This is a genomic window from Saccharopolyspora gloriosae (genome assembly GCF_022828475.1).
GTDB classification, from domain to species: domain Bacteria; phylum Actinomycetota; class Actinomycetes; order Mycobacteriales; family Pseudonocardiaceae; genus Saccharopolyspora_C; species Saccharopolyspora_C gloriosae_A.
In genome coordinates, this window is record NZ_CP059557.1 from 2,455,343 (window position 1) to 2,481,690 (window position 26,348).

Annotated in this window: 27 protein-coding genes; 13 read left to right on the forward strand and 14 right to left on the reverse strand. The window is 69.0% G+C overall.

Annotated features, from left to right (window positions below; genetic code table 11):
- Positions 1-62 precede the first annotated feature (62 nt).
- Complete coding sequence (locus H2Q94_RS10430; RefSeq protein WP_243794301.1) at positions 63-1,247, reverse strand: zinc-dependent alcohol dehydrogenase; 1,185 nt, start codon at positions 1,245-1,247, stop codon at positions 63-65.
- Between the two features lie 304 nt (positions 1,248-1,551).
- Here H2Q94_RS10430 and H2Q94_RS10435 point away from each other — a divergent pair, with 304 nt between their 5' ends.
- Together H2Q94_RS10435 and H2Q94_RS10440 are read left to right on the forward strand one after the other, a co-directional pair.
- Positions 1,552-1,698 (forward strand): hypothetical protein, encoded by a 147-nt coding sequence (locus tag H2Q94_RS10435; protein WP_243794302.1) that lies wholly within the window; start codon positions 1,552-1,554, stop codon positions 1,696-1,698.
- Position 1,699: 1 nt separating this feature from the next.
- The gene (locus H2Q94_RS10440; RefSeq protein ID WP_243794303.1) at positions 1,700-2,635 is read left to right on the forward strand and encodes a hypothetical protein; all 936 of its coding nucleotides are present in this window, start codon (positions 1,700-1,702) and stop codon (positions 2,633-2,635) included.
- A 59-nt stretch (positions 2,636-2,694) separates the two neighbouring features.
- Here H2Q94_RS10440 and H2Q94_RS10445 read toward each other — a convergent pair whose 3' ends face one another.
- Positions 2,695-3,768 carry an NAD-dependent epimerase/dehydratase family protein gene (locus tag H2Q94_RS10445; protein ID WP_243794305.1) on the reverse strand — a complete coding sequence of 358 codons (1,074 nt, stop codon included), beginning with the start codon at positions 3,766-3,768 and terminating at the stop codon, positions 2,695-2,697.
- A 145-nt stretch (positions 3,769-3,913) separates the two neighbouring features.
- Between H2Q94_RS10445 and H2Q94_RS10450 the strand changes: the two genes are divergently transcribed.
- Both H2Q94_RS10450 and H2Q94_RS10455 read left to right on the forward strand, forming a co-directional pair.
- Positions 3,914-5,095, forward strand: coding sequence for a carboxylate-amine ligase (locus H2Q94_RS10450; protein WP_243794307.1), 1,182 nt, complete (start codon positions 3,914-3,916; stop codon positions 5,093-5,095).
- Positions 5,092-6,108 carry an iron-containing redox enzyme family protein gene (locus H2Q94_RS10455; RefSeq protein ID WP_243794309.1) on the forward strand — a complete coding sequence of 339 codons (1,017 nt, stop codon included), beginning with the start codon at positions 5,092-5,094 and terminating at the stop codon, positions 6,106-6,108. The genes H2Q94_RS10450 and H2Q94_RS10455 overlap by 4 nt, the downstream gene beginning before the upstream one ends.
- Here the strand turns inward: H2Q94_RS10455 and H2Q94_RS10460 are convergent.
- The 7 genes from H2Q94_RS10460 to H2Q94_RS10485 form a co-directional block, all read right to left on the reverse strand.
- Positions 6,105-6,329, reverse strand: a complete 225-nt coding sequence (locus tag H2Q94_RS10460) for a CDGSH iron-sulfur domain-containing protein (RefSeq protein WP_243794310.1) — start codon at positions 6,327-6,329, stop codon at positions 6,105-6,107. The genes H2Q94_RS10455 and H2Q94_RS10460 overlap by 4 nt on opposite strands.
- On the reverse strand, positions 6,316-6,477 hold the full coding sequence (locus H2Q94_RS30635) for a class I SAM-dependent methyltransferase (protein ID WP_309501140.1): 162 nt from the start codon (positions 6,475-6,477) through the stop codon (positions 6,316-6,318). Before H2Q94_RS30635 ends, H2Q94_RS10460 begins: the two co-directional genes overlap by 14 nt.
- A complete protein-coding gene (locus H2Q94_RS10465; protein WP_309501141.1) occupies positions 6,456-6,974 on the reverse strand; it encodes a methyltransferase in 519 nt (172 codons plus the stop codon). Before H2Q94_RS10465 ends, H2Q94_RS30635 begins: the two co-directional genes overlap by 22 nt.
- 357 nt (positions 6,975-7,331) lie before the next feature.
- Positions 7,332-8,075 carry a lysophospholipid acyltransferase family protein gene (locus H2Q94_RS10470; RefSeq protein ID WP_243794312.1) on the reverse strand — a complete coding sequence of 248 codons (744 nt, stop codon included), beginning with the start codon at positions 8,073-8,075 and terminating at the stop codon, positions 7,332-7,334.
- Positions 8,076-8,254: 179 nt separating this feature from the next.
- Positions 8,255-8,989 carry an ABC transporter permease gene (locus tag H2Q94_RS10475; RefSeq protein WP_397545475.1) on the reverse strand — a complete coding sequence of 245 codons (735 nt, stop codon included), beginning with the start codon at positions 8,987-8,989 and terminating at the stop codon, positions 8,255-8,257.
- 73 nt (positions 8,990-9,062) lie between these two features.
- Positions 9,063-9,932: an ABC transporter ATP-binding protein gene (locus tag H2Q94_RS10480; RefSeq protein ID WP_243794314.1), complete on the reverse strand. Its 870-nt coding sequence runs from the start codon at positions 9,930-9,932 to the stop codon at positions 9,063-9,065.
- Between the two features lie 8 nt (positions 9,933-9,940).
- Positions 9,941-10,972 carry an ABC transporter substrate-binding protein gene (locus H2Q94_RS10485; RefSeq protein WP_243794315.1) on the reverse strand — a complete coding sequence of 344 codons (1,032 nt, stop codon included), beginning with the start codon at positions 10,970-10,972 and terminating at the stop codon, positions 9,941-9,943.
- Positions 10,973-11,553: 581 nt separating this feature from the next.
- Here H2Q94_RS10485 and H2Q94_RS10490 point away from each other — a divergent pair.
- Together H2Q94_RS10490 and H2Q94_RS10495 are read left to right on the forward strand one after the other, a co-directional pair.
- Positions 11,554-12,468 (forward strand): TauD/TfdA dioxygenase family protein, encoded by a 915-nt coding sequence (locus tag H2Q94_RS10490; protein WP_243794316.1) that lies wholly within the window; start codon positions 11,554-11,556, stop codon positions 12,466-12,468.
- 303 nt (positions 12,469-12,771) lie between these two features.
- The gene (locus H2Q94_RS10495; protein ID WP_243794317.1) at positions 12,772-14,115 is read left to right on the forward strand and encodes an LLM class flavin-dependent oxidoreductase; all 1,344 of its coding nucleotides are present in this window, start codon (positions 12,772-12,774) and stop codon (positions 14,113-14,115) included.
- A gap of 103 nt (positions 14,116-14,218) precedes the next feature.
- On the opposite strand, the gene H2Q94_RS10500 is transcribed toward H2Q94_RS10495, so the two are convergent.
- The gene (locus H2Q94_RS10500; protein ID WP_243794318.1) at positions 14,219-15,133 is read right to left on the reverse strand and encodes a DedA family protein; all 915 of its coding nucleotides are present in this window, start codon (positions 15,131-15,133) and stop codon (positions 14,219-14,221) included.
- 336 nt (positions 15,134-15,469) lie between these two features.
- Between H2Q94_RS10500 and H2Q94_RS10505 the strand changes: the two genes are divergently transcribed.
- A complete protein-coding gene (locus H2Q94_RS10505) occupies positions 15,470-15,814 on the forward strand; it encodes a PadR family transcriptional regulator (protein ID WP_243794319.1) in 345 nt (114 codons plus the stop codon).
- On the forward strand, positions 15,811-16,443 hold the full coding sequence (locus H2Q94_RS10510) for an HAAS signaling domain-containing protein (protein ID WP_243794320.1): 633 nt from the start codon (positions 15,811-15,813) through the stop codon (positions 16,441-16,443). Before H2Q94_RS10505 ends, H2Q94_RS10510 begins: the two co-directional genes overlap by 4 nt.
- Before the next feature lie 103 nt (positions 16,444-16,546).
- On the opposite strand, the gene H2Q94_RS10515 is transcribed toward H2Q94_RS10510, so the two are convergent.
- A complete protein-coding gene (locus H2Q94_RS10515; protein ID WP_243794321.1) occupies positions 16,547-17,140 on the reverse strand; it encodes a TetR/AcrR family transcriptional regulator in 594 nt (197 codons plus the stop codon).
- A 219-nt stretch (positions 17,141-17,359) separates the two neighbouring features.
- Here H2Q94_RS10515 and H2Q94_RS10520 point away from each other — a divergent pair, with 219 nt between their 5' ends.
- From H2Q94_RS10520 to H2Q94_RS10530, 3 genes are read left to right on the forward strand one after another with little or no spacing between them, the layout of a single operon-like run.
- On the forward strand, positions 17,360-17,812 hold the full coding sequence (locus tag H2Q94_RS10520) for a (2Fe-2S)-binding protein (RefSeq protein WP_243794322.1): 453 nt from the start codon (positions 17,360-17,362) through the stop codon (positions 17,810-17,812).
- Positions 17,799-18,758 (forward strand): FAD binding domain-containing protein, encoded by a 960-nt coding sequence (locus H2Q94_RS10525; RefSeq protein ID WP_243794323.1) that lies wholly within the window; start codon positions 17,799-17,801, stop codon positions 18,756-18,758. The genes H2Q94_RS10520 and H2Q94_RS10525 overlap by 14 nt, the downstream gene beginning before the upstream one ends.
- Positions 18,758-20,932: a xanthine dehydrogenase family protein molybdopterin-binding subunit gene (locus H2Q94_RS10530; protein ID WP_243794324.1), complete on the forward strand. Its 2,175-nt coding sequence runs from the start codon at positions 18,758-18,760 to the stop codon at positions 20,930-20,932. The genes H2Q94_RS10525 and H2Q94_RS10530 overlap by 1 nt, the downstream gene beginning before the upstream one ends.
- A 245-nt stretch (positions 20,933-21,177) precedes the next feature.
- Here H2Q94_RS10530 and H2Q94_RS10535 read toward each other — a convergent pair whose 3' ends face one another.
- Positions 21,178-21,411, reverse strand: a complete 234-nt coding sequence (locus H2Q94_RS10535) for a hypothetical protein (RefSeq protein WP_243794325.1) — start codon at positions 21,409-21,411, stop codon at positions 21,178-21,180.
- Between the two features lie 632 nt (positions 21,412-22,043).
- Here H2Q94_RS10535 and H2Q94_RS10540 point away from each other — a divergent pair.
- A complete protein-coding gene (locus tag H2Q94_RS10540; protein ID WP_243794327.1) occupies positions 22,044-23,144 on the forward strand; it encodes a hypothetical protein in 1,101 nt (366 codons plus the stop codon).
- 4 nt (positions 23,145-23,148) lie between these two features.
- On the opposite strand, the gene H2Q94_RS10545 is transcribed toward H2Q94_RS10540, so the two are convergent.
- Positions 23,149-24,036, reverse strand: coding sequence for a 1-aminocyclopropane-1-carboxylate deaminase/D-cysteine desulfhydrase (locus H2Q94_RS10545; RefSeq protein WP_243794328.1), 888 nt, complete (start codon positions 24,034-24,036; stop codon positions 23,149-23,151).
- A 59-nt stretch (positions 24,037-24,095) separates the two neighbouring features.
- Positions 24,096-25,109, reverse strand: coding sequence for a lipase family alpha/beta hydrolase (locus H2Q94_RS10550; RefSeq protein ID WP_243795645.1), 1,014 nt, complete (start codon positions 25,107-25,109; stop codon positions 24,096-24,098).
- 650 nt (positions 25,110-25,759) lie between these two features.
- Here H2Q94_RS10550 and H2Q94_RS10555 point away from each other — a divergent pair.
- A complete protein-coding gene (locus tag H2Q94_RS10555; protein ID WP_243794330.1) occupies positions 25,760-26,251 on the forward strand; it encodes a VanZ family protein in 492 nt (163 codons plus the stop codon).
- Positions 26,252-26,348 lie beyond the last annotated feature (97 nt).

The following is a 26,348-nucleotide window of genomic DNA, read 5'->3' on the forward strand; positions in this document are numbered from 1 at the left end:
ACAGCGGCACCGCCCTGGTCCCCGGAACGGGACCAGGGCGGTTTTCCGCGCTGCGTTCGACGTCAGTGGGGTTCGAGCAGGACCTTGATCGCCGACTGCTCCTTGCGCTGGAAGATGTCGTAACCGTGCGCCGCGTCCCGCAGCGGCAGGTGGTGCGTGGCGAGGTCCTGCACGCCGAGCGGGTCGGATTCGTCCCCGACCAGCGGGAGCAGGTCATCGATCCAGTTCTTGACGTGCGCTTGCCCCATGCTCAGGCGCACGCCTTTGTCGAACAAGGTGAGCATCGGCATCGGATCGGCCATGCCGCCGTAGACGCCGCTGAGCGAGATGGTCCCGCCGCGACGCACCGCGTCGATGCACTGGTACAGGGCGGACAATCGGTCCACACCGGCTTTGGCCATCATCGGTTCGGCGAGCGAGTCGGGCAGCGCGGTGGTGATCTTCTGGGCGAGTTCGGCACCGGGCGAGCCGTGCGCCTCCATCCCCACCGCGTCGATGACCGAGTCGGGGCCGCGCCCGTCGGTCATGTCTCGCAGCGCGCCGGGCACGTCGTCGTGCTCGCTGCCGTCGACGACCTCGATCCCGTTGCGAGCGGCCATGTTCAGCCGTTCCGGTACGCGGTCGACCCCGATGACTCGGGCACCCCGATGACGAGCGATCCGGGCGGTCAGCTGTCCGATCGGGCCGAGCCCGAACACCGCGACCGAACCGCCCTGCGGGATCGCGGCGTACTCGACGGCTTGCCACGAAGTCGGCAGCACGTCGGAGAGATAGAGGAACCGTTCGTCCGGTGGCCCTTCCGGAACTTTGATCGGGCCGAACTGGGCCTGCGGCACGCGCAGGTATTCGGCCTGACCGCCGGGAACCTGGCCGTAGAGCTTGGTGTAGCCGAACAGCGCGGCACCCGAACCCTGGTCCCGGACCTGGGTCGTCTCGCACTGGGCGTGCAGCCCTCGATCGCACATCCAGCAGTGCCCGCAGGAGATGTTGAACGGCACGACGACCCGATCTCCGGGCTGGATGTGCGCGACGGCGGATCCCGTCTCTTCGACGACGCCCATCGGTTCGTGCCCGAGCACGTCACCGGGTTCGAGGAACGGGGTCAGGACTTCGTACAGGTGCAGATCGGATCCGCAGATGGCGCTGCTGGTGACCCGGATGATCGCATCGGTCTCCGCCTCGAGGCGAGGGTCGGGCACGTCCTCTACTCGAACATCGCGTGGTCCTTGCCAGGTCAATGCCTTCATGCGCTCCTCCTGTGTTCAGGGTGTTCCCTTACCGGGCGTCCGGTCGTGCGGCGGACGGGGTCGTCCGGAGTCGGTTCGGCAACATCGTCGAGCGGTTCCGCGCTCGTGGACGGCTTGGCTTCGGCCTACCCTGACGGGCCGTCCGGGAATCACGGGCGGGTCCGCTCGGAGCGCTCCGCGGCGGCCTTCGCCGACGCCCACAACGGCGTGCGCGCGGCCTTCGATCGGGTTCCGAGCGGTGTGCGCGGTGCGCCGGCCGGGTAGTGCTGGGTTCGGCGAACACGCCGGGGCGGAGGGTGATGAGATGGTCGACCGGAGCCCGCGGCCGCATCCGGCGCTTGCGGAGGAAATCGGCGAAGCCGAGGCGTCGTCGAACGCCCCCGAACCGGCGGTGCCGGACGCACCGGTCGTCTCCGCGACACCGGAGCGCCCCGGCCCGCCCATCACCTGAGGTGGGCATCGCACCCCGAGGCCGGCCGCCGACCGGCCTGAGCGTGCCGGAGGAGTGGAAGCTGTCCGCGTCGGGCGGCCCGCGTCCGTTCGTCACTTGGGCGCGCTACGACCTGCCCGACAGTTCCGGCTACCTGTGGGAGTCCCGCCGCCAGCGCAAGGGGCGTGGACCGGAGCGGGCGGGAGCCGCCGCGAAGCGCGGACCGTGGTCGTCGTGGTGGGCGCCGGATCGGCTCGCGTGGTGGATCGCGATCGGGTTCATGCTCGGCTCCGCGCTGTTCATCGCCGGTGCGTGGGGGTCGCTGGTGCCGCACGTGTTCGGCGGCGAGCACCAGATGTCGCTGTTCGCCGAATCCTGCTACTGCACGGGTGCGGTGCTCTACACCGTGAGCATCTACGGGCAGATCCTGGAGAGCCTCAACTCCGACGACCGAATCGGGCCGGACCGCACGAGTCACCCGCCGGAACGGTTCCGCTGGATCGGGTTCGAGCCCCGCCGGATCGAGTTCATGACGCCCGCCGTGGTGTTCGTCGGGTCCGTGGTGTTCAACTACGAGACCGTCGTCGCGCTGGGTGCCACGCTGGACCTGCTGCCCAGGCTGTGGCTGTGGGAGACCAGCATGGTGGGCTCGTTCCTGTTCCTGGCGTCGAGCTGCATGCAGATCGCCGAAGCGGGGCACGGGTACGTCCGCTTCAAACCGCGGGACATCTCGTGGTGGGTGGGGGTCTGCTTCGTGCTCGGCTCGATCGGGTTCGTCGTGGGCACGGTGCCCGGCCTGGACCCGCCGGGCCTGCCCACCGCGGCGCAGGGCGGGGGCGCCGCCATCGTGAAGATCGGGTTCCTCGTTGGCGGGATCTTCTTCCTCATCGGGAGCTACCTGATGGTGCCGGAGATGTTCACCCAGCTCCGAAACCAGGGGCGGCCCGGGAAGATGTGAGCTCGGCGGCGGGTTGCCATTGGCGGCCGGAGGTGCCGGGCTGCCATTGGCGGCCGGGCTCATTGCCGCTGACCGACTCCGGTCGCCAGTTCGTGCCACCGGCCGCCGGGGACACGGCGCTGCAGCGGCGGGGTCGGCGTGTCCGCACCCCGTTGCAGCCCGTCCAGCATCTCCAGGATGGCGTCCACGCCGGAATGGGACGGTGACCAGCCGAGGACTTCTCGCGCTCGGGAGACGTCCAGCAGCGGCAGCCGCAGCACCGCGTCGAACAGGTCCGGTGACGCCGGTACGAGGTGGAGGCCCCACGCGGCGGCGAGCCCCGCCCGCACCAGCCTGGCAGGCACCGGAATCGGACGGCTGCCGAAACGCGCGGCGAGCACACGTATGTCGATCACCGGCTCGGCCGCGATGTTGAACGCACCCGCCACGGGAAGTCGCGTCGCCGCGCGGAACGCCTCGGCCACGTCCCGGCTGTGCACCGCCTGGAACCGCAGGCCGGAAATGTCGGGGAGCACCGGCGATCGCTCCGGGCGGACGAAGCGGCCGGGCACCAGCGGCCCCGCGAACAGCCTCCGCTGCTCGGCCGCGACCCCCGCTTTGAAGATGAACCCCGGCCGCATCCGCACGACGCGGGTGTTCCCGTTCCGGCGCTCGAACGCGTCGAGGCACCGTTCCAAGTAGGCCTTCTCCCGGGTGTAGGCGGCCCCCGGCCAGCCGTTCGTGGGCCAGTGCTCGTCGACGGGACGTCCAGGACCAGGGGAGTAGGCGCCCACTGACGAGGAGTAGAGGAGAGCCGGTACGCGCTCCCGCTCGACGGCGGCGAACAACCGCAGGGTGCCGAGGACGTTGTTGCGCCACGTGGTCACCGGGTCGTGCGTGGGCTGGAAGATCCACGCGAGGTCGATCACCACGTCGGCGCCGCGGACCCGGGGCGCGAGGTCGTCGGCGGTGATGTCGCACGGCTCGAACTCGACGCCGTCCCGGGTCCGCGTCGGTGCGCGCCGCGCGAGCGCGGTGATCCGGCCGATGCCGGGATCCGCGATCAACGCGTCGACGACGCTGGTTCCCACGTTCCCCGTGGCGCCGACGACGACCACGTGCAAGCCGTCGCGGTCCGCTCGCGTGCTCATCATTCGCTCCGCAGGTCGCCGATGTTCCCTTCATCCCCCGCGTACCCGGTGCGAAGCCGCGGTATGCGGGCCTAGGTGTGAACGCGGCGCGGCGGGGTATGCGTCGGAGTAGCCCCGATCAACGGCGACGACAGGGAGCGTGGGCCGCATGAACGGCGCTCGCGCGGATGCCACCTCCATCCCGGGTGTGACGATGGGAGTCGAGGAGGAATTCCTGCTGCTCGACTCGGTTTCGGCGCAGGCCGTGCCGCGGGCGGGACTCGTGCTCGCCGACGCCGCCGTGCTGCCCGGTGAGGTCGAGTTCGAGGGCGCGACGCTGCAACCGGAACTGCTCCGCAGCCAGGTCGAGGCCGCGACGGGCCGGTGTGCGACGGTGCGGCAGCTCGGCGACCAGCTCGGAGCGGCCCGCAGGCGGCTCGCCCGCGCGGCAGGCAAGCAGGCAGCGGTGCTGGTGTCGTCGGGAACGCCGGTGCTCGACGGTCCGCCGCCCGGCATCACCGGCGGTGACCGGTTCGAACGGATCGCGGGCGCCTACGAAGCCGTCGTCACCGACTACCAGGCCTGCGGCTGCCACGTGCACGTGGCGGTGCCGGACGAGGAGGTGGCGGTCGCCGTGGTGGACCACTTGCGGCCGTGGCTGCCGACGCTGCTGGCCTGGTCGGCGAATTCGCCGTTCCACCGAGGACTGGACACCGGCTACGCGAGCTGGCGAATGGTGCAGCAGATGCGCTTTCCGGGCTCGGGGGTACCGCCGCACTTCGGATCCGCGGCAGCCTACCGCGACCAGGTCGCCCGCTTGGTCGAATGCGGAACGCTGGTCGATCCCGAGATGTCCTTCTGGCTGGTGCGTCCATCACCACGGCTGCCCACGGTCGAACTGCGCGTCGCCGACGCGATGACCACCGTCGGCGAGACCGTCCTGCACGCGGCTCTCGCCCGCGCGCTGGTGCGGACCGCGCTCGACGAGGTGTCGCGGGGCAAGCCTGCTCCCGTGGTCCGCGATCAGGTCGCGGCGGCCGCGGTCTGGGCGGCGGCGCGGCACGGCATGCGGTCGTCGCTGGTCGACCCGGTCCGAGAGTCCCGGGTGCCCGCCGCGCGACTGCTGCGCGAGCTGGTCGAGTGGGTGACCCCGGCGCTCGCGAGCACCGGGGACGTCGCCGTCGTGCTCGATTCCCTCGAACGTCTCGCCCGACGAGGAGGAGGCGCGCAGCGACAACGCCGCCACGCGGCGCTCGGGCTGCACGCGCTGGTGCGCGCGCTCGCCCGTGGAACCTGCCCCGGACAACCGGATGATCGACCGTCCCCCGACATGATCGAGGAGCACAGATGAGCGTCCCCACCACGGAAATCGTGTCGGCTCGGCTCCCGAGGCCGCGCGGCCCGCTGTCCGAAGCGGTCATCGCGGCGCTCGGCGCACCTCCGCCCGCCACGGGCCTGCCCGCGCCCGGTGAGGTGGGCGCCGAACCGTTCGGTGAAGACCTCGCACTGGCGCTGCACACCTGCTACGAGCTGCACTACCGAGGTTTCGAAGGCGTCTCGGCGGAGTGGGAGTGGAACGGGGGCCTCCTGGACTGGCGGGCAAGCCTCGAACACCTCTTTCGCACGGCCCTGCGTGACAACGTCGCGGGCGGCGAGGACGTGGACGCCGAGTTGGCGGGGCTGCTGACCGAGACGGTGCCCGGTGACGGAGTCGCGCAGCACCTCCGCGATCACGGGAGCTGGGAGCAGCTGCGCGAGTACTTCGTGCACCGGTCGATCTACCACTTGAAGGAGGCCGATCCGCACGCCTGGGTCATCCCTCGGCTGCAAGGGCAGGCGAAGGCGGCGCTGGTGGCCGTGGAGTACGACGAGTTCGGCGGCGGACGAGGTGAGGACGTCCACGCGAAGCTGTTCGCCGACCTGCTCGACGCCGCCGAACTGGAATCCGGTTACCTGCACTACCTCGACGTGGTGCCTGCGCCGCAGCTGGCGATCGTGAACCTGATGTCGATGCTCGGCCTGCACCGGGGCTTGCGCGGCGCGCTCGTCGGCCACTTCAGCGCCGCCGAGATCAGCACCGCGCCCAGCGCGCAACGCTTGGCGAACGCGTTGGAGCGGTTCGGGGCTCCGGCGGCATGCATCCGCTTCTTCACCGAGCACATCGAGGCCGACGCCGTGCACGAGCAGATCATGCGCCACGACGTGATCGGCGACCTGCTGCGGCGCGAGCCGCACCTCGCGCGGGACGTCGTGTTCGGCATCCAGGCCACGGAGCTGCTGGAGGGGGCGCTGACCGAGCTGCTGCTCGGTTCTTGGCGGAAGGGGAGCAGCTCGCTGCTGCGGCCGCTCGCGCAGCCGGGCTAGGGCTGCTCGTCCTGCCGCGAGCGGTGCACGCGGCGCCGATGGCTGGTGTCGCAGAGCGGGAGCCTGCGGCTGCGCCGGCAGGCGCACACGGCGACGACGAAGCGGTCGTACCGCACGGTCGTCCCGTCGGCGTCGACCAGGTCCACCGGGCCGTCGATCAGGACAGGTCCGTCGGGCACCACGCGCACCCGGCGAGCCGGGCGCGACTCAAGCTCTGTCACCGCGGATCACCACCAACTCCTCCCGGCGCTGACCGGGCTCGATCATCCCCCGCGCCTCCAGGTAGGCCGCTCGTTGCCGCAGCACCGGGCCGAACGGTTGCGTTCGGCGCGCGGCGATCGACACGTTCAGCCCCGCCAGCGCGAGCACGGACGTCGTTCGCTCCACATCGGACAGAGCAGATTGCACGAGGAGCAGCCGCCCACCGGCGCGAAGCATGCCCGGAACCACGGAACACAGCGCGTCCAGCACCGCGCGGCCGTCATGCCCGGCGTCCCAGGCGCGAGCGGCCCCGCGACGAGGGGAACGGCCTCGGCCGAGGGAACGTAAGGCGGGTTGGAGACGACCAGGTCGAACCGCCGGGCCGCGAGAACGTCCAGCGACGCGATCCGCCGCACCCGGACCGGCAGCCCGCGGATACGCGCGTTGAACCGGGCCGCGAGCACCGCTCGGCTGGAAACGTCGATCGCCGTGACACTCCCGGCACCCGCGCGGGCGGCGGCCACCGCGAGCGCGCCGGTGCCGGTCCCCACGTCGAGGACCCGCGAACCGGCGTGCACCTCCACTTGGCGCAGGACGTCTTCGAGCAGCCGCGTGTCCCCTTGCGGTCGGTAAACACCGGGTGAGCTGAGCAGCCGCACGCTCATGAGCTGCTTTCGGTGCGGACGATCGGGCACGTCGCAACCGGGGAACCGGCGAGCCCGTCGACGGCCGCACTGTCGAAATCCCGGTCATCCGACAGCGGTGGGCACCGTTCGAACGCACGCCCGGTGTCCTGCCACAACGATCGCGGCATGGCGGTCTCCTCCGGCGGAAGGTGTCGTCATCCAGGCTTGCCCGCGGGCATCGCGCGGCAAACCGCCGGAGAGAACCCGAGGACGTTCAAGGGTGTTTCCTGGCGGTCACAACGTGATTTTCGTTGGACGGGGCGAGAAGCGCGGTTCCGCGAACTCGCTCGCGCGGGGGACGACTCCTGCGCCGGCGGATCCTGCCGCGAGAACTCTTCAGTCCTCGGAACCGGGGCGGGCGTCGAGGGCCGCCGCCTCGTCGGGAGTGGGGGCGGTGCCGCCGAGGTGAGCGGGCAGCCACCAGCGGTCCTCCTCGCCCGCGGGCTGATCCGGATAGCCGGCCTGCAGGTCGTCGAGGATCGCCGACATGCGCGAGCGGAGGTCTTGGGTGAGCGCTTCCGGATCATCGTCCGGAGCGGGATGGAACGGTTCGCCCGCGTGGATGTGGATCGGCACGTGCCGCTTGGTGAGCGTGCGCGGCCTGCCCTTCGTCCACAGTCGCTGGGTGCCCCACAACGCCATCGGTACGACCGGCACGCCCGCGTCGGCCGCCATCCGGACCGCACCGGACTTGATCGGTTTGACGGTGAAGGACCGGCTGATGGTCGCCTCCGGGAACACCCCGACGACCTCGCCCGCACGAAGCCGTGCGACCGCTTCGTCGTAGGAGCCCTTGCCCGCGGCCCGGTCCACCGGGATGTGGTGCATGCCGCGCATGAGCGGCCCGGCGATCCGGTTGGTGAAGATCTCCTTCTTCGCCATGAACCGCACCAGCCGCTTCGCCGGCTGCGCGCCCAACCCGCAGAAGATGAAGTCCAAGTAGCTGACGTGGTTGCACGCGATCACCGCACCTCCGGCGTGCGGGATGTGCTCGGTTCCCGTCACGCGCAGCCGGTTGTCCAGCACGCGGAACATGGTCTTGGCCGCCAGGATTACGGGCGGGTACACGATCTCAGCCACAGCGTCAGGTTACGCAAGGGTAAGTTCTTGCACGCCCACCTGGGGTCTCGGTCACATTTTCCCAGGTCGTCGCGGCCCCTGAGCTCGGCCGGCCGCCACCCTTCGTGCACGGGTGGCAGCGGTGGGCGACAGCGAAGATCGCAACGCGGCCCGGGCGGTCACTCCCCGGGGACCCCGCCTCACGTCCGCCAGCGGGACAGGCGGCGTTCCAGGGTCACCAGGCCCAGGTTGAAGCCCAGCCCCAGCAACGAGATCGTGATGATCCCGGCGTACATCTCCGGGACCTGGAAGTTGTACTGCGCCATGTTGATCAGGTAGCCGACCCCGGCCTTCGCACCGACCATTTCGGCCGCGACCAGCACCAGGATCGAGTTGGCCGCCGCCAGCCGGACGCCGGTGAACACCATCGGCACCGCGGCGGGCAGTACGACCTTCGTGAACACCGCGAGCGACCCGAACCCCAGCGACCGCGCGGACTTGATCAGCAGCGGATCAACGGTGCGCACCGCGCTGATGGTGTTGAGCAGGATCGGCCAGGTGCAGGCGAACACGATCAGCGCGACCTTGGAGGACTCGCCGAGGCCCAGCAGCAGCACGAAGACCGGCAGCAGCGCGAGCGCCGCCGTGTTGCGCATCAGCTCCAGCAGCGGGTTGAGCAGTTCCCCGACCAGTCGGTACCAGCCGATGACGATGCCGAGGGGCACCGCGACGACGATGGCGAGGCTGAAGCCGGCGAGGGACCGGGCGAGACTCGCACCGAGGTGCTCCCAGAGCTGCCCGTTGACCGCGAGTTCCACCCACTTCACCAGGACTTCGCTGACCGGCGGCAGGAAGATGCTGTCGACCAGCCCGACGCGCGGCGCGAGCTCCCACAGCAGCAGGAACGCCACGATCGCGGCCGAGGACTTCAGCACGCGCCCGGCGACGTGGTGTGCGGGCTTCGCCGGGGTGGCGGTGCTCGCGGAGGTGCGGCGGATGTGAAGGACGTCAGCCAATGGAGCTCACCTTGGAGTCGGAGGCCGGCTCGGAGCCGTCCTGGGATGGCCGGGCGGCGGCCCGTTCTGCTGCCTGCGCGCGGTCGACCTCCGAATGCAGCAGGCTCCAGATCCGGTGGCGGTAGTGGGCGAACTCCGGTGCCGAGCGCAGGTCCGAGCGCGCGGTGCGGTCACCGAGGTCGATGTCGACGACGGCCTTCACGGTGCCGGGCCGGGAGGTCAGCACCGCCACCCGCTGTCCGAGGTGCACGGCCTCGTCGATGCCGTGGGTGATGAACACGATCGTCTTGCCGGTGCGCCGCCACAGCCGCAGCAGTTCGTCCTGCAGGGTTTCGCGGGACTGCGCGTCGAGGGCGGCGAACGGCTCGTCCATCAGCAGCACGTCGGGGTCGAAGGCGAGGCTGCGGGCGATGGCGACGCGCTGCTTCATCCCGCCGGAGAGTTCGTGCGGATACCGGTCGGCGAAGCCGGAAAGTCCCACCAGATCCAGGTGTTCCAGCGCGCGTTCGCGGCGCTGGGCGGCGGGGATCTTCTTCGCCTCCAGCCCTAATTCCACATTGGACGCCGCGGTGCGCCACGGCAGCAGCGCGTACTGCTGGAACACCACGCCGCGGTTCAGCCCTGGCCCGGTGATCGGCGTGCCGTCCAGCAGGATTCGCCCGCTGGTCGGGGAGTCCAGCCCGCCGAGCAGGTCCAGCAACGTCGACTTGCCGGAGCCGCTGGGGCCGACGATCACGGCGAGCTCACCGGGACGGATCCGCAGGTTCACGTCGTGCAGCGCCGTCAGCTCGGTGTCCGGCCGACCGTTGCGACCGGTTACCGGGAACGTCCGGGAAACGCTCTCGAAGATGATCTCTGCCACGGGTCTCCTCAGTTCGGTGCGCCCGCGCGGAACGGGTTGAATTCGTTGGTGTAGAGCTTGCGCAGATCGACGGAACCCGGTGGCACGCGGCCACTCGCGGTCAACCGGCGCAGCCAGGTGCTGAACTCGCGATCCTCGATCAGCCCACCGGCCCCGGCGATGCCGGTGGAGCGCCAGTACGACACGCTGTCGGTGTCCTCGTTGCGGCCCCGGCGGCGGATGATGTCGGTGTAGCGGGCCACGACCTCTTCGTGCGGCCGGGTCTGCGCCCACCGCACCGCCTGAGCGATCCCCGCCACGAGCCGGCTGGTCGTGTCCGGGTTCCGGGCGATGAACTCGTCGCGCATCACGAGGCAGCCCGCGGTGAACGGTCCCAGCATGTCGGTGTCGCTGAACACCGGCCGCAAACCACCGTGCGCGACCGCCTTCTCCCGTTGGATGTCGGACAGCGCGGAGATGTCCAGCTGCCCGGAGCGCAACGCCTGTTCGGCGCTGACCGGCGGCACCACCACCAACTGCACCGAGTCGATCTCCTCCTCGGTGAGCCCGCCGCGTTCCAGGTAGATCGCGAGCACATCCTCGAAGTGCGCCCCGAGGGTGTTCACGCCGACCTTCGCGTCGATGAAGTCCCGCGGTCCTCGGATCGGACTGCGGTCCAAGGCGTAGTAGCCGCCGTAGGTGCGGACGTCGGAGCCGTAGTAGCCCACCACCGCTTTGATCGGTGCGCCCGCCGCGGCGAGCCGGATGATGGCGCCGTTGAACGCGCCGCCGATGTCGGTGTCCCCGGTGACGGTGGCCTGGATGTCCTGCGGACCGCTGGTGGTGTTGCCGATCCACTCCAGCTCCACGCCGTCGAGCAACCCGAGATCCGCGGCCAGCTCGTGGTAAACGACATCACCGCTCTGACCCTGGTAGCGCACGACGTTCGTCCGGGGCTCACCGGAGGACGCGCCGGCGCTCGCACATCCACTTAGGACGGACGTGGCGGCGAGGCCGGACAGGCCGTGCAGCAGGCGGCGTCGGTCGATCTTGATGGGCACGGGCGGCGCTCGCTTTCAGGGCACCTCACCGGGAGGTGGGTGCTGGTCAGGGAGTGCTGCGGACATCGCGGGCCACGGCGAGCCGGGCGGGCGCCGCAGGAAGAGCGGATCAGCGTGGGAGACCGGGCTTCAACGACACCGGGTGCCGGGCGCGTGACCGCAGTCCACGCGACGGCGCCGCACGAGGTCAGATCCGGCTGTCATGCCACCGATGGAAACCGGTGCGTCGGGCGGCCGTCAAGATCGCCGGCGGATTCACCGGCAGGCTTCCGAATGCCGGGAAGTTCCGCGGTTCGATTGACGGGTTCTCCCGCCCGTGTTTGCATCCAGCGTATGAGGCAGACGCCGCTCCTGGTGTTCCGCGGGCACATCGACCTGCTGCGCGTCGCCTCCGCGGGTTGTCCCTGCGGCTGAGCCGCCCAGTGTTCCCCGCGTGCGGGGGTGATCGCACGTTTTCTGATGTTCTCCGGCTCGAATCGCCGAGCGATCTCGGAGCCGTTTCTCGCCGTCCGATGCCGTTGTGCCTTGCTGCGCGCGGTCTTCACGTCGCGGCGCCACACCACACAGGCAGGAGCAACAACATGACCAGCTCGAAGCTGAACTCGGACGTGCGCCGCGTCGCCGGGCGCATCGGAGCCGAGATCACCGGCGTGCAGCTGACCGGGCGCCTCACGAGCGAGACCGTCGAGCACATCCGAAACGCCCTGCTGACGCACAAAGTCGTCTTCTTCCGCGGCCAGCACGACCTCACCGACGACGAGCAGGTCGAGTTCGCGAAGCGGCTCGGCGTCGTGACCACCGCCCATCCGACGGTCCCGGGGGCGGACAACGCCGCGCACGTGCTCCCGCTGGACGCGGACAAGGGCGCGCGGGCCAACTCCTGGCACACCGACGTCACGTTCGTGGAGAACCCGCCTGCGTTCTCCGTGCTGCGAGCGGTGACGATTCCGCCCTACGGCGGGGACACGGTGTGGGCGAACACGGTCGCGGCTTACGACGGGCTCTCCCCTGAACTGCGGCAGCTGGCCGCCCGGCTCTGGGCGCTGCACACCAACGCCTACGACTACGCGGCGAAACGTCCGAACCCGACGGAGGCGGAGCAGGCGCGGCACGAGCAGTTCGTCTCGACCGTCTACGAGACCGAACACCCGGCGGTGCGCGTGCACCCCGAAACGGGGGAGCGCTCACTGCTGCTCGGGCATTTCGTGCAGCGGTTCCTAGGCTTCGGCAAGACGGATTCGGCGCGACTGTTCGACCTGCTGCAATCGCACGTGACGGAGTTGGAGAACACCGTGCGCTGGCGGTGGGCTCCGGGTGACGTGGCGATCTGGGACAACCGGGCGACCCAGCACTACGCGGTCAACGATTACGGCGACCTGGCCCGCAAGGTCAACCGGGTCACGGTGGCCGGGGACGTGCCCGTCGACGTCGCGGGCAAGCGCAGCGTCGCCCGCCAAGGCGACGCCACCGCCTATTCCGCCGGGACGGTTTCGTAGGTCCTGCGTAGGTGTCCGGGTTAACTCAGCGGCTTTGCTCGCTGCGGGATCTTTTCCCGGGTGCTCTGCCATGAGGGAAGAGCCGTCCTCACGAGGAAGCCGCCGAGAACCCGCCCGTGGTCATTGTGCTCGGGTGATCACTGCTCGTCGGCTTCGCCGCTGACCAGAATCAGATCAGAAGATCATTGTTCGCGGACCCCTGGGAGATCGTGCGTCCTTCCGGCTCCGAGCGGCCGGTAGGGCGCGTGGAACCGTCCGCATTCCAGGCGATCCATAGTGGACCGACAGATGTGAAGGAACTCCATGTCGCAACGTCGACTGCACCTCAATGCCTTCCTGATGAACGTGGGACACCACGAGGCCGCGTGGCGGCTGCCGGAGAGCGATCCGTTCGCGGCGACCAGACTGGAGCACTACGTGCAGCTGGCTCAGGCGGCGGAGCGGGGCACGTTCGACTCGGTGTTCCTCGCCGACAGCCCGGCGGTGCGCGCGGACGTGGGGCAGCGCCCGGCGGTCGGGCTGGAACCGACGTTGCTGTTGACGGCGCTCGCCACGGCCACCAGCCGGGTCGGGCTGATCGCCACCGCGTCGACGACCTACGACCAGCCGTACAACCTGGCCCGCCGATTCTCCGCGCTGGACCACCTCAGCGGCGGCCGTGCCGGGTGGAACATCGTCACCAACGCGACGGTGGAGGCGGCACGGAACTTCAACCTCGACGAGCTGCCCACGCACGGCGAGCGCTACCGGCGTGCCACGGAATTCGTCGAGGTGACGCGGAAACTCTGGGACAGCTGGGAAGACGATGCCCAGGTCGGCGACAAGTCCGGCGTGTGGGCGGAAGCCGCGCGGGTGCATCCGATCGGCCACCGCGGTGAGTTCTTCTCCGTAGACGGGCCGTTGAACTCGCCCAGGTCGCCGCAAGGCGCCCCGCTGCTGGTGCAGGCCGGATCGTCCGAGGACGGCAAGGATCTCGCCGCCCGCTACGCCGAGGCGGTGTTCACCGCGCAGCAGACCTTGAACGAGGGCAAGGCGTTCTACGCGGACCTCAAGCAGCGCGCTACGGAGCACCGCCGCGACCCCGCCGAGATCAAGATCCTGCCCGGCATCGTCCCGGTGCTCGGTTCGACCGAATCCGCGGCCAGGCGCAAGGAATCCGAGCTCACCGACCGCATCGTGCACGGGTACGCGCTCGAACGGCTGGCGAGCACGCTGGGCATCGAGCTCGGTGAGCAGGACCTGGACCGGCCGCTGCCGGACGACCTGCCGGGGGAGGACCGGATCGAGACGGCCAAGAGCCGCTACACGCTCGTCGTCGACCTGGCGCGACGGGAGAACCTGACCGTGCGCGAGATCATCCACCGTCTCGGTGGCGGCCGCGGGCACCGCACGTTCACCGGAACGCCGGAGCAGGTCGCCGACACCATCGAGCACTGGTTCACCGCCGGTGCGGCCGACGGTTTCAACGTCATGCCCGCGGTGCTGCCCGCCGGGCTGGACGACTTCGTGGATCACGTCGTGCCGATCCTGCGCGCCCGCGGCCTGTTCCGGGAGGAGTACGAAGGACGGACGCTGCGCGAGCACTACGGCCTGTGCCGGCCGGTGAACCGGTTCGCGGCCGACGCGGGATCCGCGTCGCGGAGCTGAGCGGCGGGATTCGGCGAGCGTCGGGGAGGCGTCGCCCCGGCGAAACGAAACGGCCGCCGCGCCTCGGGAAGGGACGCGGCGGCCGCCGGGAAGTTCGGGCGGATCAGGCCTGCTGCTGCTCGGCCTGCTGCTGCCGCTTCTTCTCCTGCTCCTGCTTGTGGCCCTTGCGGCCTGCCTGGATCGACACCCAGACGACGAGGGCCAGCGTGATGTACAAGGCGTAGTCGTCGATCATCAGGACGACGTTGACGGCGTGCTGCCCGATTCCGTAGCCGAGACCGGCGACCAGGCCCGCGATCAGCGCGGCGCCGATCGCGTCGAAGATCAGGAAAGACACCAGGCCGATCCCGCTCAGCCCCGCCACGGCGAACACGGCCGGAGCCGGAACGCCGGGCAGCGCGGCGAAGATGACGACGAGCGGCATCGCCCACCGCGGCCAGGACTGCACGCGCGCCACGAACCGCTTGCCGAACTCACCCGGCGCCCACAGCTCGATGATCTTCGCGCCCCATCGGCGTCCGGCGAGCCAGAACAGCCAGTCGAACTTGACCATGCCGAACACGCCGGCGGCGACGACGAGCCACAGGTCCGCGTCCCCGATGCGGGCGAACGCCGCGCCCGCGCCGATCGCGGAGAGGCTGCCGGTGACCGCGCTGAGCGCGAGCGGGTGCGAGGCGATCAGGAACGGCCGGAACGGCATCGAGGCCATCATCAGCAGCACGATGCCCAAGGTCGCGAACACCAGGAACTTGTCACCGCGCGACATCGGGTGGTCCCACGGCATCTGGTCGCGGAACGTCTGCCGGGCCTCTTCCAGCTCTTCCGGCGTGTAGTCCTTGCTCCGCCAGCGGAACCGCTTCTTCGCCGCCGCGGGCGCGGCCGGCTGGTCCGGAGCGGTTCCTGCCGGTTCCTCGGTGGTCGGGGCGCCTCCGGTTGCGTCTCCGGTCGGCACGCGCAGGAACGGGGCCGTCTCACTCTCCGGCCCGAGCTCCTGCTGCTTGCGGCCTACACCAGTCATGTCTCTCCTCATTACTTCCAGTACCCCCTCGATGCGGCGAGGGGACGTTCGATCACGTGCTGCGCGAGGCGGCTGACCGAGCGACCCGAACGCCTCATCGGGGAGCAGTGTCGACTATGCCGCAGCGGCATGGACAAGCGAGTTCCTCGCTTGATCCACGTGTTGCCGGTCACAGTTGTCGCCGGGTCCGGATCCCGGCCGGGTGACGGGCGTCTTCAGGTGAGGTCAGTGGTGCGGGGGAGACGTTTCAAGGTGCTCCGGGCCGAGAATCGATCAGTCGGCTGTGGACGGTGTCCGACTTTGCGCGCTTTTGATCTTGCCGGTATGTTGCGTGGCATGGTTCCGGAGGAGAGTGCCGTTCTCACCCATCTGCGGCGCGGTGTGCTGGAGTACTGCATCCTCGCGATGATCGACGTCGAACCCTTGTACGGCCTCGACATCGCGCGCAGGCTCAGTGCGCACGACGTCCTGCTGCAGAGCGAAGGGACGCTGTACCCGCTGCTCGCCCGCCTCCGGCGGCAGGGGCTCGTGGAGACCAGCCAAGTGAAGTCAATGACCGGCCCGCCGCGCCGCTACTACGCGCTCACCACGGCGGGCAGAACGGCGTTGGACACCTTCCGTTCCACCTGGCCTGCCTTTCGCAGCGCCGTCGATTCCGCCATGACAGGAGAACGATCGTGACCAAGACCCATGTCCGCGTGAACATCTACCTGGAAGAGCTCAACCACTTGTTGCGGCACGCGCCCACTTCCGTTCGCCGGGACGTGATCGCCGGAGTGCACGAGCACTTCGACGCCGGCGTGGCCCCCGACGCGGATTCCGCGACCGTCGACGACGCGATCGCGCGGATGGGCACGCCCGAACAGGTCGCCGCCGCCGCGGGATTCGAGCCAGGCCACGCGCAGGCCGCCCGGCAAGGTTCCGTCCTAGCCGCCGCGCTGGCCTGTGCCCTGCTGGCGGGCGCGGGTGCGCTCACCTTCCTCGTGGGCGGCCTCGCCGGGTTGTCGGCCGGGTTCGACGCCGATCCCGATTGGGAGATCTCCGGCGCCACGATGGCGGCCGCCATCGTCCTCTCGTTCGGCGCGTGGGCCGGTGGTTCCGTGCTCGCCGCCGTGAACCGGTCCTGGTCGAAGCGCCAGAAGGGCTTGCTGGTCGCCTCCTGGCCGGCGTCGCTCCTCGTCTCCGAGCTCTGCTTGCTGCCCACCGGACCGAACTTCGAGCTCAACATCGTCAGCTTCATCGTGCACGGGATCGTCGGGCTGCTCTACGTCGTCGCCATCGCGAAACTCTGGTTCGCGACTCGGGAATGAGCGCCCGGCCGAGCGTTCCGGATCACTTGGAGCGGCGTCCGCGCGTCGTGGGGCCGTCGTGTTTCCCGCAACGACAGGGCGATCCCGGAATCGGGGCCGTGGATTACTCCGGGTCGCCCTTGTCCGCGCAGCAGCTGGACATGCCGCGCCACAGCAGGTCGATGAGGGATTCGGTCTGTGCGCGCCAAGGGCCGCGCTGGTCGAGGAAGAGGAGGCCGCCGAGGCCGTGCAGCACGGTCTCCGGGTCGAGGTCCGCGCGCACCGTCCCCGCTTCGGCGTTGGCCGCGAGCAGTGTCGCGAGCGAGCCGACCATCGCCTCGTGCGCGCTCTTGGGGAGTTCTCCGCGTGCGGCGGTGGCGGCGCTGAGCGCGTTCGCGAGTCCTCGCTTGGTCATCATGTAGTGCGCCAGGTGATCGGTCGTCCACACCCGGAACGCTTCCTCCGGGGGATGCGACTCCAGCAGGCTGGGCACCACGTCGACCAGTTGCCGCACCTCCCGCTGGTAGACGGCGAGAATGAGGTCCTCCGGGGCGGGGAAGTGGCGGTAGACGGTGCCGACGCCGACTCCGGCCTGCTTGGCGATGGCGTTGAACGACACCTCGCCTGAGCTCGTCAGCGACTCCGCGGCCGCCGCGAGGATGAGCTCGTGGTTGCGTCGCGTGTCCGCGCGCCGGTGGTTCACCGCGCCGGTCCCCATCGTTCCTCCTTCTCCCGCTCTGCTGTGGAGAGCCTCCTGACCTGCACGGATCGTCCGGGGTCATGGTTCGTTGCCGAGCGGATACTAATCCGCTAGCCTCGATGAAGACAGCGGATTTTTATCCGGTTGTTGGCGCGGCGTCGTTGTCGGCGTGGCCGCCGCCCCCACCACATCATGCCGCCCGTCTCCGGGGCGGAGTACCAGCGGAGAAGAGTTCCCTTGCACATCTCATTGGAAGTCAACGGCAGCCCGGAGCAGCTCGACGCCGAACCCGGCGTGACGCTGCTGGACGCGCTGCGCGAACGGCTCGACATCACCGGGCCGAAAAAGGGCTGCGATCGGGGCCAGTGCGGTGCGTGCACCGTGCACGTCGGCGGTCGTCCCGTGCTCTCCTGCCTCACGCTCGCGGCCACCGTGAAGGAGCCCGTGACCACTGTGGAGGGTCTGGCCGAGGGTGCGGAGCTGACGCCGTTGCAGCAGGCGTTCGTCGACCAGGACGCGATGCAGTGCGGCTTCTGCACTTCCGGGCAGATCATGTCGGCCTCGGCCGCGATCGAGCAGGACGTCACCGACGTCCGCGAGTTCATGTCCGGCAACCTGTGCCGCTGCTCGGCCTACCCGAACATCATCGCCGCGATCGACCAAGCGAGGCGCTCCGATGCGACCCTTTGAATTGGCCACCCCTGGTTCCCTCGACGCCGCCACCGCGGAACCGGCGACCTACCTGGCAGGCGGAACGACGCTGGTCGACCTGATGAAGCTCAACGTCCTGACCCCGCAACGGGTTCTGGACATCAACGAGCTGCCGCTGCGCGGGCTCGACTCCGAGGACGGGCTGCGGATCGGCGCGCTGGAGCGGATGAGCGACATCGCCGCGCACCCGGACGTCTACCCGATGATCTCGCGGGCGTTGCTGCTGAGCGCTTCGCAGCAGCTGCGCAACATGGCCAGCATCGGTGGGAACCTGCTGCAGCGAACCCGGTGCACGTACTTCCGCGATGTCGCGATGCCGTGCAACAAGCGTGAACCGGGCAGCGGCTGCCCGGCGCTGGTGGGTGCGAACCGGATGCACGCGGTGCTGGGCACCAGCGACTCCTGCGCGGCCACCCACGCCAGCGACGTCGCGGTGGCCTTCACCGCGCTGGACGCCGAGGTCCGGTTGCTGGGCTCGGAGGGGTCGCGCACGGTGCCGCTGGCGGAGTTCTACCGGCTGCCGGGGGACACTCCCGAGGTCGAGAACGACCTGCGGCCGGGTGAACTGATCACCGAGGTGGTGGTCCCTCGGCTGGACTGGGCCGCGAACTCCACCTACGTGAAGGTGCGGGACCGGCAGTCCTACGAGTTCGCGCTGTCCTCGGCCGCCGTCGCACTGGACGTGCGCGACGACCGCATCGCCGACTCGCGGGTCGCGGTCGGCGGCGTGGCCACCGTCCCGTGGCGGCTGCACGCCGTCGAGGAGGCGTTGCGCGGCGCCCCTGTGGCCGAGGAGTCCTTCGAGCGCGCCGCCGACGCGGCCGTGGCGGGAGCTCGGACGCGGGGCGCGAACGGGTTCAAGCCCGCCCTGCTGAAGCGGACCGTGGTCCGCGCGCTGCTCGAACTGACCGAGGGGAGCCGCTGATGCCCAGCCGACTCGACGGTCCGGTGAAGGCCACCGGCCGCGCCAAGTACGGCGTGGACCACAACTTCCCGGGCATGACCTACGGGTACCTCGTGCTCAGCACCATCGCGAACGGCGAGATCGCGTGGATGGACCTCACCGCCGCGCGGAGTGCTCCCGGTGTGCTCGCGGTGTACTCGCCGTTCGATCCGCTGGAGCTGGCCACGCCCACGCTCCCGGCGTTCGGCGACACTTGGGTTCCGTTGCAGGACAAGGAAGTCGCGTACTACGGCCAGCCGATCGGTTTTGTGGTCGCCGAGACCTTCGAGCAGGCTCGCGATGCCGCGATGCTGGCCGAGATCGCCTACCACGAGCGGCCCGCGTCGACCTCGCTGGAGGACGGCCTCGCGACCGCCGAGGACGCGCCGAGTTCGGACCACGGCGGCGGACCCTCGCTGGAGGTGCTCGCCGACGGCATCGAGTCCATTGAGGACGCTTTCGCGGCAAGCCCGGTGGTGGTGTCGCAGACCTACTCGACGGCATCGCAGAACCACGCCCCGATGGAGCCGCATTCCGCCGTCGCGCAGTGGGATTCCGAGGGGCTCACCATCCACAGTGGAACTCAGGGTTCCGACATGCAGGCCGCCGAGCTGTCGATGGCCCTGCGGCTGGACCCGTCCCAGGTGCACGCGGTGAACCCGTACGTCGGGGGCGCGTTCGGCGGCAAGGGCCGCACCTCGGCGCCCGCGTTCCTGGCGGCGGCCGCGTCCAAGGAGCTCGGCAGGCCGGTGAAAGCCTCGCTGACCCGCGAGCAGGTGTTCACCGTGACCGCGGGCCGCGCGGCCACGGTGCAGGAGGTCACGCTCGGCGCGGAGCGGGACGGCACGTTCGTCGCGGTCCGCCACGACTCGTGGTGCAGCACCGGCATCGACCGGTCCTTCGTGGAGCCGACCTCGCACGGCACCTCCCGCGAGTGGTACGCCACGCCGAACCTGTCGCTGCGGCAGAAGATGGTGCCGCTGAACCTGCCGCCGACCACCTTCATGCGCGCTCCCGGCGAGGCGCCCGGCTCCTTCGCGCTGGAGAGCGCGGTCGACGAGCTCGCGGTCGCGCTGGAGATGGACCCGATCGAGCTGCGGCTGCGGAACAATTCGCTCGCGCCGCCCGGCAAAGACCTGCAATGGTCGAGCAAGTACCTCGACGACTGCTTCCGGATCGGCGCGCAACGCTTCGGCTGGGACCAGCGCACTCCGGGCGGGCGCACCGACGGCGACTGGCTGGTCGGGGTCGGTACGGCCACGGCCATGTTCCCCGCGCTGCGCTTCCCGGCTTCGGTGCGGGTCACGCTCGGCGCGGACGGCCGGGCGGAGGTCGCGACCAGCGGCGCGGACCCCGGCACCGGTTTGCTGACGGTGCTCTCGCTGGTGGGAGCCGAAACGCTCGACATCGCCCCGGAACGGGTGACACCGCGGCTGGGTGACTCGTCGCTGCCGCCGGGCGGCATGTCCGGTGGCTCCACGGCCACCGCCAGCGCGGGCTCGGCGGTGATGGTCGCGGCGTCCTCGGCGCTCGACGCACTGCTGTCGCTGGCCGCCGAGCCGGGTGCGCCTTTCGAAGGCGCGGAGGTCACCTACGCCGACGGGCAGCTGTTCGCCGACGGCCGGAGCATGCCGTTCGGCGAGCTGCTGCGGGCCATCGGCCGCGATTCGCTGTCGGCGACGGGATCCTCGGCGCCGGGCGAGGAGCTCACGAAGCACTCGTTCAGCTCCTTCGGCGCCCAGTTCTGCGAGGTCCGGGTGCACCGCTGGACTCGGGAGGCACGGGTGTCGAGGCTGCTCGGGGTGTTCGACGCGGGCCGGATCATCAACGAGAAGGCTGCCCGCAGCCAGCTCAGCGGCGGCATGATCTGGGGCGTCTCGGCGGCGCTGCACGAGGGCATGGAGGTCGAATCGAACGGCCGCATCGCCAACGGTGACTTCGCCGGGTACCTGCTGCCGGTGCACGCGGACATCCCCGACATCGACGTGCGTTTCGTCGAGCACCCGGACACCCTGCACAACCCGGTCGGAGCCCGGGGCGTGGGCGAGATCGGCGCGGTCGGCATGGCGGCCGCCGTGGCCAACGCGATCTACAACGCCACCGGAACCCGAGTCCGCCACATCCCGATCACCATCGAGGACCTGCTGGAAAACTGATCATCCGCTCGAAGAAGACGCCTGGTCGTTCGGCCAGGCGTCTTCTTCGTCCGCACGCCGGTTCAGAGGCTTCTGGGCCCGCGCAGAACCCGTTCGTAGAACGCCTCGACCGGACCTGGCAAGAGTTCACCAGGATCGATCGTCCGGGCGAACAGCGTTATGTAACCGGAGTTGGCCGTCTGTGTCGAACAGTTGGGATGCAGTCGTGGCGGCGCCCTGGGGGAGTCGTTGAGTGGGGGCATCGGTCACCTCGGCGGATTCGCCCTGGCCCAGTCGCGGGCTTTGCGGGCGACGTCGTGGTCGTCGTTCCAGGCGCGAGCGACGGGAACAGTATCGAGAAGGGCGTGGTCGCCGCGTGTTCCGCGTTGGTCCCCGGAGTGCACCGTGAAGGCGATATCGGGGCGCCCCCAGCGCACGGTGATGTCGCGTTCGGGCAGGTAGTGCCAGGCGCAGGGCAGCCCGTAGTTGCGGGGTTTCATGGAAGTCCTCGCGGGAAGGCGCAGCGCCGAGGGTTGCTGCGTGGGTGGGGTGTTCCGTGATGCGTCGGGGGCCGGCCGCACGGCCCGGGGAGGGAGAGGACCGTGCGGCCGGAATGCCGGACAGCGCTCGGGGGAGGGAGAACGCCGCCCGGCCCCCGGATCGGGACTGACCGAAGGACTGGTCAAGTGCCGATCCTTCCGGCGGGGATGGTCGGGGTTCTCCCCGCCGGAATCTGGTGCCGCCTGGAGGTAGGGCTGAAGGCGGCCCGGGGCTGCTAATGACGATCAGGTGGAACCAAGCAGTCTGGGACGGATCGAGGCAGGTTCGCGCGTAGCGGTCGAAGGTTCTGGCGAGCCCGCGCAGCTCAGCGGCCAGCTGGCTGCAGTCCCTGGTACGGACCTGACGCGAGTCGGCCAAGACTGTGGTCAACGCCCCGAGCCGAGCACGAGCCCGCGAAGCCTGGTCGACGACCTCACTGGTAGTCGGGGAAGCGTCCATTCCAGTGACGGACAGGTACTCGGTTCTCCGCGCCATTGTTCGCCTCTTCCGTTGAATTCCTCGGTGTCGCAGCAACTACAGAACCGCAGTTCAGGTGCCCATTCCACCCCGATGCCCGGTGATCTTGCGGGACGTGAAATCCCTGTTGAACCGGGAGGAAACGCGGCACACTGCTGATCACATAGAGTCGCCGCGATCCACGGTGGAAGGGGAACCGATGCCAACCGCGATCCGCAGTGTGCGGCAAGAACAGCGGAACTTGTCAGCCGAGCTTCGCGCCCGGTCGAAGACGTGGGCAGAGGTGGCGGCGGTGTTCGCCGAGCGCTATCACGTCAACATGCGTGCGGCGTTCCGCCTTGCGCATGGGTGGAGCCAGCGCGAAGCGGCCGACGCCTGGAACGAACGCTGGCCCGCCGATCTCAAGACATTTAAGAACTTCTCCTATTGGGAGCAGTGGCCTGCCGACACCGGGCACGCCCCTTCCCTGGAAGTGCTGGGCAAGCTAGCCGCGCTGTACGCCTGTCGGCTGTCCGACCTCGTCAGCGACGTGGCCGACTTCCGCTCGGCCGACACCGCTCACCGGCAGAACGAGCAGCTCGCAGCCTTGAACAGCGCCGACGACTCAGTGTGCGAATTCGTCACCAGGCTTGACCAGATCGACGTCCACGAGCTGGCGAATCTGGCTACTGCGTGGGCGCGGAGCAACGGCAACAGCCTCGACCGTCGTTCCCTGTTACTGAAGGTCAGCGCCGCTCTTTCGCTCGCCTCGACCAGCCCCGTCCTCACCGACGATGCGGAAGCCCATGCAGCTTCGCTGCCGCAGGCGAGTGACGATTTCTCCGGTATCTGGCACAGCCGATACGTCTACCCCAGCACCGGTCGCGGCAACAACTTCACCGGCGAACACTACGTCGTCGTACGCCAACACGGTGCCCGGCTCCTGGGGCAGAGCGTGCCGCACACGCTCGGGTCACGCCTGCGGCTCGACCTCGGTGTCGAGAAGTCCGTCGCCACGGGAACCTGGCGGGAAAACACCTCGCCCACCGGTTACTACAAGGGCGCCGCGTTCCACGGCACCCTGCAAATGGTCGCTGACCCCTCCGGTCGTCGTATGACCGGAATGTGGCTCGGGTTCGGCCGCGACTTCAGCATCAACAGCGGAGAATGGGAACTCACCTTGTGCGAGACCACGATCTCTAAGACCGCCCAACGCGCCTACCACGACAAGGTCTGACGGTTCAGCTCAGCACAGCCACGATCGTTGTCCCCGGCGCGAAGTCGCCGGACCCAATCCGCTGGAACACGCCGGACATCATCTTGGCCTCATATACCCAGTCTAGGGCGATACCGTGCCTGGACTGGAAATCCGAGATGAAGCTGTCCAGCTCAGGCTTGCGCTTCGCGTAGCCCCCGAAGTGGAAGTCGTGGTCCAGCTCCCAGTTGCCGGTCGTCACACCGAATCCCTCGCGCTGTAGTCGCCGTACCTCGCCAGCGAGGTACTGTCCGCCCTTCAAGACGGTGAAGCCGAGAGCGCGTTGATGTCCTGCGAGTCCAGCAGCGATGGCGGCCACCGTGCCGCCACTTCCTGTAGCGCAGCACACGACGTCAACATCGACATCGATCTCATCCACGACCTCGGCGCAGCCGCGAACGCCAAGTCCGTTGCTACCGCCCTCCGGCAGGAAGTAGCAGGGACCGAATTCCGCTGCGAGCGCGCCCAGCACGTCAGGTTCGGTCTTGCGCCGGTACGTGCCGCGATCCAAGTAGGTCAGCATCATCCCCCGGCCAACGGCGTAGGCCAACGACTCGTTGAGCGGTAGGTGCTCCTCACCCCGAACCACTCCGACCGTTTCGAACCCGAAGTAATGCCCTGCTGCAGCCGTCGCCCGGAGATGGTTCGAGAACGCCCCGCCGAACGTCAGCAGACGGCTGTCCCTTCGGTCCTTCGCCGCGGCCAGGTTGTACTTCAGCTTCCGCCACTTGTTGCCAGGCACTTCCGGATGGAGGAGGTCATCCCGCTTCAGCCAAACCCGCACACCGCGCTCGCTCACGCGCTCATCACGCAGTTCAACCAGCGGCGACGGCACCACCACCAGCCCACTGGCCTCAGCCTCCGTCGGATCCACAGTCCGAGGATAAGGCGCCGGGCGGGTCATGAAGGAGGTAAAGGCGGGCCTCAACGGAACTAGGCGTCGTCGCCCCGTGAGATGGCCAGCGCGGCGGCCTTCACCGGTGCCCAGCCGCTGCGGGTCTCGTGCCTCTTGCCGTCGTCGGCGTTCCAGTAGTTGAGGTCGTAGTCGCCGTCGTCGTCGCCGGGATCGCCGTCGGGGTTCTCCCCGTTGTTCTTGAGCGTGCGGATTCCGCAGTGCGTGACTTGTCGCTCGGGCTCGTTGCAGGCGTCGTTGGCGGGCGTTCTGTTGCTGTCCCAGTACCGGTACTTGTGATCGGCGTGGTGGCCCAGGTCGATGGCCGAGTTCCCGTTGACCGTCTCGTCCTGGTTGGATCCGACGAAGCTCCAGTCCGTCGATTTCGCCCAGTCGTCGGTCAGCTTGTAGTCGTGCAGCACGTCGATGAACTTGGAGTCGGGGTTCATCTGCTGCCACTGGGTCGTGCCGTTGTTGCACGAGTCCTTGGGATCGTCCTTGTCCTCGCAGATCACACCGTTGTGCGGAGTTCCGAGGGTGACGATCTGGTCGACGTTGATCTTCGGGAAGTTCTGTTCGCCCCAGTGCTCGTGGCCGAACATCGCGGTTCGCGTGATCAGCCCGCCCATCGAATGAGCCACGATGTTGACCGGTTCGTCGCCGTGCTTCTTCTTGATGTAGGCGGCGAGGTCTTGGGCGATGTACTGGATTTTGGTGTCGCGGGTGGCGTCGTTCTCATCCGCGGGATTGATGTCCACGTCGCACTTGTCGTCCGGGTAGTAGCCCACGGTGATGAGCTGTTTCTCGTCCCAGCCGTGGTCCTTGAAGTAGTCCAGCGCCGGACCCCACGTCTTGGAGCAGTTCTTTCCCTTGTCCTTGTTGCCGTCGCCGTCCACGTCCTCGTAGCCGTAGCCGTGCACGAAGTAGACGGGCAGGTCCTTGGCGCCCTTCTCGGCTTCGGTTCCGGCTGCCTGGGCGCTCAAGGCAGGTCCGGCGAGCGCTATCAGCGAGGTCGTGGACATGACGGCGATGAACCGCGATGATTTGTTGAACACAGTTGCCAACCCCTCAGTTTCCCCAGTTGCGAGTGGCCGTACGGCACCGATCTTTTCGCGGCCGACACGCTAGCAGGGCCGGATCGTGCTGTGGGGTGGATCGCCCGAGGTCCGAAGCGGATCGGCGTGAAGTTCCTTCGCGGGCCGGGACCGGTGAAAAGGACACTGCCGGCACGGATTCGACGCTCAGATCGGTGCGTCGGATCCGCATGGGGACCAGGAATCGACCGGTGACGTCGCGTAGTTCCTCTTCGTCGTCGGGGTCATCGAGTTCGCTGAGGTGACCAGAAACCTCCGCATCCGCGAAGCGATCAAATCCGGCGTCCGAGCCATGTGATCCGAACCGGCGACCGATTCCGAGAAGGCGCGGATCGGCCGGACGTCCAGTGCGAGTGCGGCTTCGGCCGCTGCGCGGATCGGCCGCCGTCCGCAGGCGACAGCCTCTCGCGTCGACGGCGCAGGAACTCGGCGAGACCGGGCGGATCGATCATTCGGCGAGCGTGAGCAGAACTGCCGCCGGAGCCAGGACCACGTTGGTCGTGGACGGGGTGGTTATGAGTTCGGTGGTGGCCGGTTCGTGCTGCGATGGTGTGGAAGGTCTCGTGCGCACCCCGTCACCCTGAACCGGGGTTGTGGGTAGGGCCCGCCAAGTGCTTGCCACCATTCTCGTCGAGTTTCCGTGGATGACGACGGTTGCTCTCGTGGGGCTGGTCGTCGTCGGACCCCTTGCCGGAGCTTGGCTGGCTCCGAGGTCGCGGATGACGGGAGTCCTGCTCGGACTGTCGACCTTGGTGATCGCGCTGGCCACTCTTTTTCCTGCGAGCGGCGAGCCGGTGGTCGGCTGCACGATCGAATGGGACTTCCCCACCCTCGGCGCGGTGGAGCTCATGGGAAACCTGGTCTTGTTCGTTCCAGCGGTTCTGCTGGCGGGAGTCTTGACCCAACGGCCACTCGGCGTGCTGATCGCAGCGAGCGGGGCTTCGTTGCTGGTCGAGGTGATTCAAGCGTTCGCTACCGTGCTCGGGAGGAGCTGTTCGACCAACGATTGGCTCTCCAACACGCTCGGTGCCTTGCTGGGGACTGTCCTGGCTGCGGCTGCGCTGCGAATCGCGCGGCCCACGGCCCGGCCACAGCAGGTCTGAGCGGTTGCTGCACGAGGCGCGGGGGAGGTCGTCCGTTGACGGCTCCGCACAAGCGCGACGTCGTGGGACCGTGTTCTCCAGGGTCTGGCGGAGCCCG